This is a genomic window from Aquimarina aquimarini (assembly GCF_900299535.1).
Classification (GTDB): Bacteria; Bacteroidota; Bacteroidia; order Flavobacteriales; family Flavobacteriaceae; genus Aquimarina; species Aquimarina aquimarini.
In genome coordinates, this window is sequence record NZ_OMKE01000013.1 from 63,878 (window position 1) to 78,292 (window position 14,415).

The following is a 14,415-nucleotide window of genomic DNA, read 5'->3' on the forward strand; positions in this document are numbered from 1 at the left end:
AAACGTTTAAAGATGAAAATATCATCTTAAGTATTGATTTTTTGGTTTTTAAATTCTTATATTTGCCCCCTTGAAAATTTAAAAACCCCTAAATAGGTAATATAATGACTAAAGCAGATATTGTAGCAAAAATTTCAGAAAAACTAGGAATAGAAAAAGGTGATGTTCAGGCAACAGTTGAGACCTTTATGGAAGAGGTAAAAAGCTCTTTAGAGAGTGGAGATAATGTATATCTTAGAGGATTTGGTAGTTTTATTATCAAAACCAGAGCAGAAAAAACAGGCCGTAATATTTCTAAGAATACTACTATCAAAATTCCTGCACACAATATACCTGCGTTTAAACCTGCAAAAGTATTTGTAGAAGGTGTAAAAACGAACGTAGAAGTAAAATAATAATAACTAAATAAAAAGTACACTATGCCAAGTGGTAAAAAACGAAAAAGACACAAGGTAGCTACGCACAAGCGTAAAAAACGAAGAAGAGCCAACCGTCACAAGAAAAAGTAGTTTCTAACTACTTTTTTTATTTAAAAAGTTAAGTTCTTTGAAATCGAAATAAAACAGCATATTCACTACCTATATGCAAGTTTTATTTCAACGGAATTGTAAAAAATTCCTGTGAAAAATTGTTTAATCCATCTCGATAGCTATCGGGATAAAAATCTAATCAGAGTGAACAAAGAATTGATCATTAGGTCAGGTTCCTCTACGGATTTTGCCTTACTAAAGGATGGAAAACTAATTGAATTACATAAGGAAGAAGACGACAGTGATTTTGCTGTAGGTGATATATTTATTGCCAAAATCCGCAAATCTGTCCCAGGTCTTAATGCTGCATTTGTAAATGTAGGCTATGAAAAAGATGCATTTTTGCATTATCATGACCTTGGCCCTCAAGTATCTTCTTTACTTAAATTCATAAAACGTGTAAGCACAGGTAAATTAAAAAACTATTCTCTAAAGGATTTTCCTTTTGAGAACGATATTGATAAGCACGGTATTATTACCAATGTGCTCAAATCAAACCAGTCACTACTAGTACAGATAGTAAAAGAACCTATATCTACCAAAGGCCCTCGAATAAGCTCTGAGCTTTCGATTGCTGGTAGATATATAGTTTTAGTACCTTTTTCTAATCGAATTTCTATTTCTCAAAAAATAGAATCATCAGAAGAAAAGGAGCGTTTAAAAAGGCTTGTAAAAAGTATTAAGCCAAAGGGTTTCGGAATTATCGTACGTACTGTAGCAGAAGGCAAAAAAGTAGCAGAACTAGACAAAGATTTACAAAATCTAATAGGGCGATGGCAAAGCATGTGTAAAAAATTATACAAAGCTCACCACCCTTCAAAAGTACTTGGTGAAATGAATAGAGCATCTTCTATATTAAGAGATGTTTTTAATGACACCTTTACTTCTATTATTGTAGATGAAGAAGATCTCTGCAACAGAATCAAAGAGTATTTGCAAGAAATTGCTCCAAAAAAAGAGTCTATTGTAAAACTTCATAATCCTAAAATACCAGTTTTTGAAAAATACGGTATTGAACGGCAAATCAAAACAAGTTTTGGTAAAACTGTATCGATGAGTAAGGGTGCTTATTTGGTTATAGAGCATACAGAAGCGATGCATGTAATCGATGTAAATAGCGGCAATCGATCAAACAAAGCCAAAAATCAAGAAGATACTGCACTAGAAGTAAACCTTATTAGCGCAGCTGAAGTAGCAAGACAATTGCGTCTTAGAGATATGGGAGGTATTATTGTAGTCGATTTTATTGACATGAATAATGCTGAAAATCGAAGAACTCTCTTCAATCAATTAAGAGAAGAGATGAAAGACGATAGAGCAAAGCATAAAATATTACCGCCAAGTAAATTTGGTTTGATTCAGATAACACGACAACGCGTTCGACCTGAAATGAATATCAAGACCCGTGAGGTTGATCCAAACGGAACAAATGGTGAAGTTGAGGCACCAATAGTTTTGGTAGAAAAAATAAAAGTCGAATTAGAAAAATTAATTAAAAAAGATTATAAAAAGATAACGCTTAGTGCGCATCCTTTTATTGCAGCTTTTTTAACAAAAGGATTTCCATCCACCCGATCCAAATGGTTTTTTAACCATAAAAGATGGGTAAAGATTGTACCTAGAGACGCTTACACGTATTTAGAATATCATTTTCATGACAAAAATGGTGAAATGATAAAATAAAAATAACCCGACCTTATTTTAAGTGTCGGGTTTTTTATTTTTCTAACTTCTTGTATTTGCGCTAAATCAACACTTTGCTTCTAACTTTTGTTTTATGATAACGCGATAAAAAATCATAACACACCAATTCATAAAATCGTTGTTTTGACCTAAAAGCACGATTTACCAACATATGAATATAACTACTCATCAAATCGTCTAGCGGCATTTCAAGATTCTTATCGGTATGAAGATCCTTAATTTCTTGTATGTACACAGATGTGTTTTCTTCTTTATGATTTAATAGATTATCGAGAATTATATAATTCTGATCCGCATGAGCTTCTTCTATAAACAAAGTTATTTTGTTTTTCAACCCTCTATATTTTTTATCTAATTGCTTATTCAAGGTTTTATCTGCATGAAACTCTCTTTTGAAAGCTAATCCGTTTTGCGACACCAATTGTAGTTTTGCCTCTTTTGTATACCCAAAACTATCCAACAATCGATCTATTGCTTTTATCACAAACAAAAAATACAATTCTTCATCTTCTATCATCGATATTGCCTCTAATAACGTAGCACTATCCCAATAAAACAATTTTTCTGAAGCATCTATACTATTCGTACCATACCTTTCTAATTCTCTCAAATAGGTGTCTGTTTGTATCTTATACACCACTTGCTGTTCTACATATTTTTGTAGGGCTTTATTGATATGCAGAATAACGCTTCCTATTTTCTCTATGTCTGGAATATGAAATCGTATTCTAATATGAAAATCAGGATCCCCATAACGTATAAAAAACCAAGAATCAATCACACCTTGCTTTACCAAATACTCTACAAGAGGCTTTATAGCTTCTGTAAGAAGCATATCTGATGTTCTGGCCCCACAATATATCTTATAGTATAACCATTCATCTCCTAATATAAATGTTCTTTTTGTACTCATGTTGTTGTATTTATGTGATCTTCCTTATACTGATATTTGTACTTGTTATTTATTTTTATAACAACACTTCTTTATCTACATATCTCTGTTTTTCTTTCTTTTCTCTTGCTCTTTCTAGTTTTTCTTGATTATATAAAGAGATCACAAACTGATTGCTATAATTCATTCCTTTTTGCCGCACTACTCCAGCTACATTTTCAGAAGAGGTTTCTTCTGAAAACAAAAACTCTTCTATAATACATTCTTTTTTCTTTTTTATTGAATCTATCCACATCTGTATAGAATTGTTATTCTCTAGATGTATTAGCAATGTATTATCACCATCTATCAACTGTACCATCTTGGGGATATTATAATTTGCTCTCCATTCATTTACAGCCACCATTCTTTCTTTATCATCTGACTCTTTTAGAAAGGAAAGATCAGCTACAGTAATCTTCCATCTGGCTTTTGCCAATATAAAATCTTTATATATCACTCTTGGCAAAAAAGCATGTTTTTGTAGCACATCATTCCAATAAAAACCAATACTTTGCCTCCTTCCTTGACTTTGCATATCACATAAAAAATGATACACAGGCAATGCATTTGCGCTATAGTTATGTGCATTTGTTAATCTTGGAATAATTTCTTTATTAAGCATTCTACTTCGCAAAATAACCTGATTACCCCTTACTGATATCATTAAATCCTCTATTGGTAATTGCTGTTCAGAGGGTAAATTAGACTTCCCTAAATAAGGGATTTCATATTCACGTATTGTTGCTCTTCTTATCACATTACCTGTCCTTGACTCTGGTAAATGAACAATTTCTGCAAGAACCTGATTATCATACATTTCTTGTTCTACAGTTGCAATTTGTTGTATATGCTCTAAGATATCATGATTTCCAGTAGAAAATCGCCCTAGTAAATTTGCGGCAGAAGCGCCTACTATATACGAGCATATCATTTTCTCTTCTCCATCCACTGTTGCTATTTGCGCAATTGTAGACATTGTATCAGGTAAATCATTCCAATTAAGCTCTAAATGGTCAAAATCCTGATCTTCTAGAAGCATTAAATATTTATTATCCCTATGGATACTTTGCAATTTTTGACCTATTATTTCCTGTACTGGATTCCATTGTATTTCTTGTGTTGTAACAGGAGCTGAAGGAATATATAAATCATCTAAAAAAGAAGTAGAATCACTGGCATTCATGTTTTGCAAATACCCAATACCAACTTCTGTATCTAATGCAATTGCCAGCGGTATTTCTTGAGTTTCATATCGTTTTATAAACGCATCTTTAAATTTTTGCAAGTTTGTTTCTGATGGTGTATTACTCATTCTATTTAATAATGGCAATAACCTTTTTAACTTATAACCCCACCGAATATTTAATTGATTTGACTGAATTCCTGTATACATATCTGTTTGAAAAAGATATTTTAATTCAAACGGGGTCTCCATTTTTGCTACTCTATCACTTAGTTCTACGTATTTATTAACTTCATTACCCAATCTATTATCTATTTCTTTCAAAAACTTTTGATAATATTGAATTTCTTTTAGTAACACATCTGCTTCTTCTAAGTAGCTTACTCTATTTGCAAGCTGCTCTAAGAAGTCTTCTCCTGTTACAGAGGGTTCTATCTCACTTACCAAGATTTGATTACTTATAAGCTCATCTATAAACTCTTCTGCTTCTTGATAGATGATTTCATCATTTACCAACAACATTGCCAAGTCCTTAACCTTTTTACCAGAAGTAGCATTCTTGAGTATTATTTCTAAATACTCTGTATACGCTATAGCCTCTATAGAATGCTCTCTCTGGTTATATGAATTATATCGATATTCTATATACCGGTATTGATCTCCAATTTTATATAAGCTGTTATTAGGATACCACAATAATTGATTTTTTATAACTTCTTCTTTTGCTAGTTTTTGAGAAAGTGCTACCAGAAAATTCATATCAAATCGAGTTTGCCTATGATTCTTACGGTAATCATCTAGAACAATCATAGTTTCATCACCAAATGCTCCTATGCTACATCCTGCAAATAGCCCAAAAGGAGTACAGCGAGAACTCATTCTGGATAGATATTTTAACAACGAAGATTCTAACCTCTTAGCTTTCTTAACATCATTAAGCCTACCTGATAACCATTTTTCAATCTCAGCAAACAATTCTGGAGAGGCAAGAAAAATTGCTTCTTTAATCTCATCATTCTTCCAAAGATCAACAAATACCTCTGTAGTTATATCCTTATTTTTTGTTAGATCGTAATAAAAATTTAAAGGCAAAAGAGGCGTTCTAAGGCAGAATTTATCGAAAAAAGTATATGGATTTTTAAGTTTCAAAAGTGTGTGGTATTTTTAAATGGTTAGTATCAAAAAGATAAATATACTATTTTCTATTTTTATGATCTGACTTAAACGTATAATAGCTAATTGATTAAGATTTGTATTCATATGACTTGAGTTCAATCACAAAAGTGCCTTACCTTTGTTGCATGCATAAGTACCCTATAAAGTCTGTAACGGTAGCAGAAGCAACTCACAAAATGGAACGTTATTGTGCCTACCAAGAGCGTTGCCATAAGGATATTGAAGATAAATTGAGAACGATGAAACTGATTCCTGAAGCCAAGGAAAAAATCATCTTACATCTTTTGGAGCATAATTTCCTAAACGAAGAGCGTTTTGCTAAAAGTTTTGCCAGAGGAAAATTTAATATCAAAAAATGGGGTAAACAACGTATTACCAGAGAGCTTAAATTACGTAAAATATCTCCTTATAATATAAAAACTGCACTTAAGGAAATAGCGGAAGAGGATTATTTTATCACCTTTCATGAGCTGGCAGAAAAAAAATACAACAGTATTTCTGAACAGGATAAAAACAAAAAATATAAAAAACTCGTAGATTACTTACTATATCGAGGATGGGAAACAAATCTTGTGTATGAGAAAGCAAATGAACTCATATCATTTTAACTTGTGAAATAACACTAATAAATCTTTATCACGTCAAACAAAGTCAAGAAACACATTCAACACTAAAGCTTTTTGCTTCTTGACTTTGCTCAACACAATAAACAAACACCCTATTAATTACCCAGTAAGTCAATAGCCCTTTCTATCCCACTATCAATTTTGTTATCAAAATCTAGAGTAGACAAAAATGGCACTTTATTTTCTTCTTTTTCTGGCCCCATACCTACGGCTTCAAAAACAATTCCTTCTGGATCACTATACACCTCATTAGATAACACCACTCTTGCTCCATTTGGCAACACATGTGTTAATTCATCAGAAAGGATTCCATTGGTATTCTCTCCTATAAGGTTTACATACGGTAAACCCTTCATCGCTAGGGTAAATATTTCTGCCGCACTAGATGTGACAGGACTAGTCAAAAGAGCGATCTCTCCTGTAAACTGATATGATCCTTTAGGGCTAATAGATATTGTCTGAGGCTCTGTAAAGCCTTCTCCTAGTTTTGCCTTTTTTGTTCCGACTACTGTTTCTTTATTTACAAAACGGGAGGCGATATCTAATGAAATTTTATCATGCCCTCCTCCATTGGCTCTAACATCTATAATTAACTTGGAAACTCCAGATTTTTCAAAATCATTCATCATCTCATCTAATACTTCGTTTAGAGCGATTCTCTCATTTTCAAGACTTGTTCCAAAGTCTTCCATCTCAAGAATTGCAACATATCCTATCTGATCAGTTACCAATCCCCAAAACATATTTTCTTCGGCATTTTGATTGAATTCTCCTTTGAGATAAGTTTCTGCAATTACATTCATTTTTCCATCCAGAACATCCCAATAGTCCTCTGTACTCTCTATACGATATGGCTCCTCAAGATGTTCATTCAATCTTTCTACTAAATTCGAAAAACCAGGTTCAATTTCTACACCTTTATTTTCATCTTTTACACTTACATGTCCATCTTTTAACTGCAATACTAATTCTTCAACAATATCATAAAAATTATCTTCAGTAACTTGATCTCTTACATTTTCAAACTCAGACCAATTCACATTTCGTCTTTCAAAAAAAGCATAATAGTCATTAAAAATATTCCAAAAGTAATCGAAATTAACTTTTGGATCTTCTGTATTCCCTATTTGACCTGACAAACAAAGTTCATTCTGATTCTGTAACCTACTCATTTTTATTTCTGAAACAAAAAGATCCGAAGTTCCTAACAGTTCATTAGTACTTATCTGCTCTATACGCAATCCTCCCAATTCTTCGGGTTTAAAATCAGTTTCCATAATAGCACATCCAGCAGAGGATATAGTATACAATACATCTTTACCTTCTGTAAATTCAATTATATACCCCTTATCTTCTATAAACCAAAAACCATTTTTAGATTTTTCTACATCGTGAGTATCATCATCTGATTCGCAAGCCGCAAAGCAAAATATCACATAAAAAACAACCAAAAATTTAACACAATACGCAATATAAATTTCTTTTTTTACTCTCTCATTCATCTTTTTAAAGTTTTAATACTTCACCAAAACTATAGATGATAAATTATTCGAGTGTTCCGTTTAATTAAGAGTTAATAAATCGGGACTTACTTTTATTGTCGTTCTTTTCTAAATTCACTTGGTGTACTTCCGGTTTCTTTTTTGAATGTTTTATAAAATGTAGTTTTTGATTTAAAACCCGCTTCTAATCCTATTGCCAATAAACTATATTTATGAAACTCAGGATCCACTATCATTTGTTTTACCTCTTCTACTCTAAATGAATTAATGTATGCTGAAAAATTCTTATCTGTTATTGAGTTTACAATCTGAGAAAGATACCCAGGACTAATCCCTAATTCTTCCGCTACAAGATCTCTGCTCAAATCAGGGTCTCTATAAACATACTGGTCGTACAACATAAATTCTAGCTTTTTGAAGTATCTATTATCCCTAGAAAACCCTTCTAAAACCTCATGATTATTCTTTGTTTCAACATTTTCATCAATTTGATGTTCAGAATTTTCTTTTCTAAGGGAGAAGTTTTTTTTATTTAATATCTCTAAAATTTCTTTTTGATCTTTGGCCAGTTTTAATCGATAAATCCCATTATAAAAAATCCAATATATAAAAAACGAAAGCACCACAACCAGCACCCCTTCAAAAACATATTCTTCTTCTATCCAAAAAAATTCTATACTACCTAATACAATCCAGAGAATTGTGATTACAAACATACTACTCCATAATAAACGAACCCATTTTACATTCTCTTCGTTACCTATTAATGGAGTTTTCTTTATAAGAACATATAACCATATCATCAATAAAAGATTAAACATATAATAGCTTATTTCTTCTATCTCGAATATTATTGAATAGTATTCTTCTATGTTTAATATGTTAAATCCATAGTCAACTTCTATAGTAAAAATGATATTAAGGAGTATTGAAATCGCAATTGGCACATATAGCCATTTTAATTTTTTACTGTTATGTATATCATTATTGATTAACTTGGTTATATAAAAGAAGACCATCACTGGGAAAAGAAAAACCCATTCTATATCATCAAGTATATTTAGTTCTTTATAAGTATCGAACACTCCTATACTATCCATAAACATATTCAGCATCAACACAGAAAGCAATACTATAGAATACCCTAAATAATTATTGGTTTTGGTTCTAAAAAATGGGGATAATAAAATGACTGCTCCAAAAATAAATCCTTGAGAAGCGCTGATTAATAATAGAAGTCTGAGAATATTCATTACAATCATTTTTAAGAGGCAAAGCAAACTTATTTCACTTCTTAATACTATTTCAAATAAAACATACTACAGGGTATACATTCTATTCTCTTTTTATGAATACCCGTTTCTTTTGTTGGTTCGTAGAATTGCTTCTTCATTTTTATAATCTATCCATTTTTGCCCTCTACTTTTACGCATAAGGTTATCAAAATGTCTCATTATAAAAAAATTATAGGTAGCCTTGATAAAATTGGTTGTCTTTCTAGATACAGAACGAATACTCATCGAAAACCCTGGGGTTAAATAGGTCATCTGATGCCAATATCCTTCTGGCATGTATAATGTTTCTCCGTGTTTTAAATTTGTTATATAGCCTTTAGCATGTTGTAATGCTGGCCATTTTTTAAAATCAGGGGCATTAAAATCGATATTTTGATGTGATATTAATGCATGAGGAACTTTATATAAAAATTTTGTTTCTGAAGGAGGAAACAAGATACATTGCTTTTCTCCATGAAAATGAAAATGAAGAATATTAGCCAAATCTATATCATAATGCATAAATACTTTAGAGCCACTCCCTCCAAAAAACAGAAAAGGTAGTTTCTTCATGAATTTTAACCCTATTTCATCAGGGTATTTAAAATCATCTTGAAGTTTGGGTGCCTCCTTAAGTAGATTATATAAAAATATACGATAATTGGTTGATCCTTTTTCTAGCAAACCTAAATACTCACTCATTCTCATACTAGTATGAGCCTCATTAAATTTAAATTCTGATGAGATAGGTCTATCATCGTACAAAGGCACGGTTTTATCTCCTGCTATAGAATTAATATATGAAAGATCCCATTTTTTATACGCAGGCCAATCCATAATCAACTGCTCAATTACAACTGGTTTTTGCAATTGAACATACTCTTTCAGAAATTTCTCTTTGGTAATCGTTTTTACCCTTGGTATTTGTTCTAAATTCAATTTCACTGACTACTATGAAATGTACTTTAAAATTAAGTCTATATAATTACACCACAAGATTACAGCTCTAAACAGTTTACTTATCTGCTATTGCTTCTTTTTTTATCTCTCTAGCCTTCTGCTTTGCAGTTTCATTTCTATCAATAGTATGTTGTGGCCTTGTCCATTTAGGTTTTTCTCCTTTAGGCTGAAACTTAGAGTTTTCTGCTTCTACTGTTTCTGGTTGTGCTTTTTTAACAAATGGTTTTTGAGGGTTTAATCCTAACATTTTAAACATTTCCATATCCTGATGCACATCTGGATTAGGGGTTGTCAACAATTTATCTCCTGCAAAAATTGAATTTGCTCCTGCAAAGAAACACATCGCTTGTCCTTCTCTACTCATTTCTGTTCTACCAGCAGAAAGTCTTACTTGTGTTATTGGCATTACAATTCGAGTGGTGGCTACCATTCTAATCATATCCCACATAGATACAGGTTCTTGCTCTTCCATTGGTGTTCCTTCTACAGCTACCAAAGAATTTATAGGAACAGATTCTGGCTGTGGGCTTAATCTAGACAAAGCAACCAGCATTCCTGCTCGATCTTCAACTTTTTCTCCCATTCCAATAATCCCACCACTACATACGGTTACATTGGTTTTTCTAACATTCTCAATCGTTTTTAAACGATCTTCAAATCCACGAGTAGAAATTACTTCTTTATAATAATCTTCTGAGGTATCTAGGTTATGGTTATAGGCGTATAATCCAGCTTCTGCTAATCGCTGAGCTTGATTTTCAGTAATCATTCCCAAGGTACAACATACCTCCATATCCAGTTTATTGATGGTACGTACCATCTCTAATACATTTTCAAATTCTGGACCATCTTTAACATTACGCCAAGCCGCACCCATACATACTCTTGAACTACCTGAAGATTTTGCACGAAGTGCCTGAGCTTTTACTTGTCGCACACTCATCAAGTCGTTACCTTCTATGTCGGTATGATATCTTGCAGCTTGCGGACAATATCCACAATCTTCTGGACACCCTCCTGTTTTTATCGATAACAGTGTAGAAACCTGTACTGTATTTGGGTCATGACATTCTCTATGAATTGTAGCTGCCTTATACAATAAATCCATTAAAGGCATATTGTAAATATCAAGAATCTCTTGCTCTGTCCAATCGTGTCTAATAATGCTCATAAATCATTAATAATTAAAATGTAAAAAAATCTGAATTGCTATTTGACTACAAAAGCTACAAACTTTGCTGACAAATATCACTACTTTATTCCTAAAAACCTTTTAAATAGTTTAAAAAACTTTTCTAGATTTTCAAGATACGCATTATGTCTGCTTTTTTCAAACACCACTCTCTCTACTTGTAACATATTTATTTTACAGTGTTTTACAAAACTCAACACCCCTTTATTTCTGCCATTATTGCTATAAAATACAGATATAAATAGTATCGCTTTTTTATAAAATTATGGTCGTTCCAGCAAAATACTTACCGCATTACCTCCAAAACCAACAGCATTTACTATAATCTTTTTTAATTGGTTGGGATATTTATCATAGGATACAAAAGGAACAGGTATAAAATCCTGATATTTAAGCATCAATACTGCCAGCTCAAGACTTAAAATACCACTAGCACCAAATGTATGCCCTATCTTCCATTTATTGGTGGTCAAAGCAGGAAGAATATCTCCAAAAACTGCATGAATGGCGTTATACTCTGCTTGATCTCCTTTTACTGTTCCCGGAGCATGTAATACGATGGCATCAATATCACTTGCAGGGGTTTCTCCTAAAGCCATTTTCATAGATTTCTGAAAGCAATCTGCTTCTGTAGAAATAGATATATTATGTTTTAAAGGTTCAGTAGCATACCCAATTCCTTTTATTAATGCTATCGCATTTTCTTTTATTCCTTTTTCTATACATGCTACTCCTGCACCTTCTCCCAAAAACATAGAATTTCTTTTCTTATCCCAGTTCATAGCCTGGCAAGGATATCTCACTTTATCACCAGGTGCATATATCTTGAGGGCTTTCATTTGAGCAATAGTAAATGGAGTAAGCGGAGCCTCACTACCTCCTACCAAAAACTGATCTGCCAAACCAGCTTGTAACCAGGCTACCCCATTAAGTATCGCATGCAATGCTGTTGAGCATGTAATCGAGTGGCTTATTTGTGGCCCTGTAGCTTGTAAATCATGAGCAATCCATGATGAAATATTACCTAGAGTAGTCGTTGGTGAACTGAGTGTCGATGATTTACCTGTATTGAGAAATTCTTGATGATATTTTTCAAAAAGTCCTGTTGCACCACGTGAAGAACCTATATTGATCCCAAAGTCATGATTTCCTTTCCATCCAGCATTTTTGACTGCTTCTCGAGCCGCAAAAACCCCAAACAATACTGAATTATCTAATGCTGTATAGTGAGGACTTTCGTTTCTAAGGGCCTCAATCTTATTTCTCTCTTCTGAAAAAAGTGATGCAACGGGCGTTTTTTCATTTCCAAAATCTTCAAAAGTAATACGATGTGATGTATCCTTATATTGTTGCCATAAGCGATCACCAGAAGATATTCCCAAAGGGGATATTGAGGATATTCCAGTTATTGATATTATCTGTTGCAATTCTTAATTTTTGTCAAATGTAGGGGTTTGTTCTATCTTGTTCAATAGTTATATTATTTATCCTGTATTTTTGATAACAAAATGTCATTTTTAACTACTTATTAGTATAAACAAAGAATATCACTTATGAATGATCACGTACAACAAAAAAGTTGGTTCGCAAGAAATTGGGGTTGGGCTGTTCCTTTAGGAGGTTGCCTTACTATTATTATTCTATTTTTTATCTTTTTGGGGTCTGTTATTTTTGGTGTCAACGAGTTTTTCACACAGTCTACTCCCCACCAAGATGCCCTTGCCAAGATAAATAATGATGAATATGTTGTGTCTATCATAGGAGAACCTATAGAAACTGATGGTATTATGAATGGTAATATATCCTATCATAATAATGCAGGGTCTGCTGATATCTCGATCCCTATAAAAGGATCAAAAGGAACAGCCCAATTATATGTAGTGGGCACCAAACAAAATGATACATGGTCTTATACCGAAATGTATGTAATAATAGATGATACAGGTGAGCAAATTGATATCTTAGGTTATGAACAAAATAACAGTATTATCAAAAACGAATAATTAAGGTTACAGAGTTTCTAATAATTCATCGATCGTACTATATATTTTCTCTAATTGTTCTTGAGTTATCACATAGGGTGCTAGAATATAAACAGTACTCCCTAATGGTCTTAATGCGACTCCTCTTTGCATAAAATGATCAAATATCTCATAGCGTTTTTTACCATATCGATCCATTTCTATATCAAGATCCAACGCATAGATCACTCCTTGTTGCCTAGTTACCTTCACCTTGGAGTGATCTTTTATTCGAGCATCAAACTGTTTATGAGACTTTATTATTCTATTTATATTGCTCTGAATCTCTTCACTTTGTAAAAGTTCTATTGCTGCCAAAGCAACTGAACATGCAATTGGATTAGCAGAATATGTATGTGCATGAAAAAATGCTTTACCTATCGAATCATCTAAAAAAGTATTATAAATCTCCTGAGTACAACTTGTCACTGCCATAGGAACAAATCCTGCTGTTAATGACTTTGAAAGTGAAATAATATCTGGTTTGGTTTCTATATAATCAGATGCAAATGTTTTTCCTGTTTTCCCAAAACCAGTCATTACTTCATCTGCAATAGTAATGATATTATTTTCTTTGCAAATTCCCAGAATCTGATCCAAATATCTAGCCTCATACATATGCATTGCATTGGCTCCTTGTACCAAAGGTTCGTAAATAAATGCAGCTACCTCGTTGGTTGTTATACATTCTTGTATTTGTTTTATAATACTATCTATAGTATCAAAACTAGGGGTTGGAATACGTATTACATTGATAAAAAAATCTTCAAATGGACCATTATATACTGATAAGCCTGAAGCTGACATTGCCCCAAAGGTATCTCCATGAAAACCGTCTTCAAAAGCTATAATTGTATTTCTTTTTTCTCCTCTATTAAAATGGTATTGCAATGCCATTTTAATACCTACCTCATTTGCCGTTGACCCATTATCAGAGAAAAATATTTTTTCTTGATTGTCGGGTAGTATATTAATTAATGCTTCTGATAGTTTAATGGCTGGCTCATGAGTAAATCCTGCAAATACAATTTGATCCAATTGTTGCATCTGTTGTTGTACTTTCTCAAGAATATACTCATTACAATGCCCATACATAGCTGTATACCAAGAGGCAATGCCATCTATATATGTTTTATCATCTTCACCATAGAGCACTGCTCCTTTTGCTTTTACAATGGGTAATGCTTCTGGATGAATCTTATGTTGAGTAAGGGGATGCCAAAGGTGTTTTTTATCTCTTTCTTGTAAAGTCATGAGTTCTTATTTAAGCAAAAGTGAAGTTTTTTAATGAATAATTTTTAGTTGCAAGTTAT

12 protein-coding genes are annotated in these 14,415 nt (G+C 32.6%); 4 read left to right on the forward strand and 8 right to left on the reverse strand.

Going from position 1 to position 14,415, the window contains the following annotated elements; genetic code table 11:
- The first annotated feature begins 104 nt into the window (after positions 1 to 104).
- Together DG508_RS07925 and DG508_RS07930 are read left to right on the forward strand one after the other, a co-directional pair.
- Positions 105 to 395: an HU family DNA-binding protein gene (locus DG508_RS07925; protein WP_024768281.1), complete on the forward strand. Its 291-nt coding sequence runs from the start codon at positions 105 to 107 to the stop codon at positions 393 to 395.
- A 279-nt stretch (positions 396 to 674) separates the two neighbouring features.
- Positions 675 to 2,213, forward strand: coding sequence for an Rne/Rng family ribonuclease (locus DG508_RS07930; protein ID WP_108867635.1), 1,539 nt, complete (start codon positions 675 to 677; stop codon positions 2,211 to 2,213).
- 61 nt (positions 2,214 to 2,274) lie between these two features.
- Here the strand turns inward: DG508_RS07930 and DG508_RS07935 are convergent, their stop codons facing one another.
- Entirely contained in the window at positions 2,275 to 3,147 is an 873-nt protein-coding gene (locus tag DG508_RS07935) for a thiopeptide-type bacteriocin biosynthesis protein (RefSeq protein ID WP_108867636.1), read from the reverse strand.
- Positions 3,148 to 3,202: 55 nt separating this feature from the next.
- Positions 3,203 to 5,443 carry a lantibiotic dehydratase family protein gene (locus DG508_RS07940; RefSeq protein WP_159090749.1) on the reverse strand — a complete coding sequence of 747 codons (2,241 nt, stop codon included), beginning with the start codon at positions 5,441 to 5,443 and terminating at the stop codon, positions 3,203 to 3,205.
- Between the two features lie 209 nt (positions 5,444 to 5,652).
- On the opposite strand from DG508_RS07940, the gene DG508_RS07945 reads away from it, so the two are divergent.
- Positions 5,653 to 6,135: a regulatory protein RecX gene (locus tag DG508_RS07945; protein ID WP_108867638.1), complete on the forward strand. Its 483-nt coding sequence runs from the start codon at positions 5,653 to 5,655 to the stop codon at positions 6,133 to 6,135.
- Positions 6,136 to 6,248: 113 nt separating this feature from the next.
- Here the strand turns inward: DG508_RS07945 and DG508_RS07950 are convergent, their stop codons facing one another.
- The 5 genes from DG508_RS07950 to DG508_RS07970 all read right to left on the reverse strand — a co-directional run bounded on the left by DG508_RS07950 (position 6,249) and on the right by DG508_RS07970 (position 12,508).
- Positions 6,249 to 7,655 (reverse strand): S41 family peptidase, encoded by a 1,407-nt coding sequence (locus DG508_RS07950; RefSeq protein ID WP_108867639.1) that lies wholly within the window; start codon positions 7,653 to 7,655, stop codon positions 6,249 to 6,251.
- 92 nt (positions 7,656 to 7,747) lie between these two features.
- Entirely contained in the window at positions 7,748 to 8,908 is a 1,161-nt protein-coding gene (locus DG508_RS07955) for a helix-turn-helix domain-containing protein (RefSeq protein WP_159090751.1), read from the reverse strand.
- A gap of 93 nt (positions 8,909 to 9,001) precedes the next feature.
- Positions 9,002 to 9,868 carry a cupin-like domain-containing protein gene (locus tag DG508_RS07960; RefSeq protein WP_108867690.1) on the reverse strand — a complete coding sequence of 289 codons (867 nt, stop codon included), beginning with the start codon at positions 9,866 to 9,868 and terminating at the stop codon, positions 9,002 to 9,004.
- 76 nt (positions 9,869 to 9,944) lie between these two features.
- Positions 9,945 to 11,060: a biotin synthase BioB gene (bioB, locus tag DG508_RS07965; protein WP_108867641.1), complete on the reverse strand. Its 1,116-nt coding sequence runs from the start codon at positions 11,058 to 11,060 to the stop codon at positions 9,945 to 9,947.
- A gap of 284 nt (positions 11,061 to 11,344) precedes the next feature.
- On the reverse strand, positions 11,345 to 12,508 hold the full coding sequence (locus DG508_RS07970; RefSeq protein ID WP_108867642.1) for a beta-ketoacyl synthase N-terminal-like domain-containing protein: 1,164 nt from the start codon (positions 12,506 to 12,508) through the stop codon (positions 11,345 to 11,347).
- Between the two features lie 126 nt (positions 12,509 to 12,634).
- On the opposite strand from DG508_RS07970, the gene DG508_RS07975 reads away from it, so the two are divergent.
- Complete coding sequence (locus tag DG508_RS07975; protein WP_108867643.1) at positions 12,635 to 13,084, forward strand: cytochrome c oxidase assembly factor Coa1 family protein; 450 nt, start codon at positions 12,635 to 12,637, stop codon at positions 13,082 to 13,084.
- Positions 13,085 to 13,090: 6 nt separating this feature from the next.
- On the opposite strand, the gene bioA is transcribed toward DG508_RS07975, so the two are convergent.
- Positions 13,091 to 14,356: an adenosylmethionine--8-amino-7-oxononanoate transaminase gene (gene bioA, locus DG508_RS07980; protein WP_108867644.1), complete on the reverse strand. Its 1,266-nt coding sequence runs from the start codon at positions 14,354 to 14,356 to the stop codon at positions 13,091 to 13,093.
- Between the last annotated feature and the right edge of the window lie 59 nt (positions 14,357 to 14,415).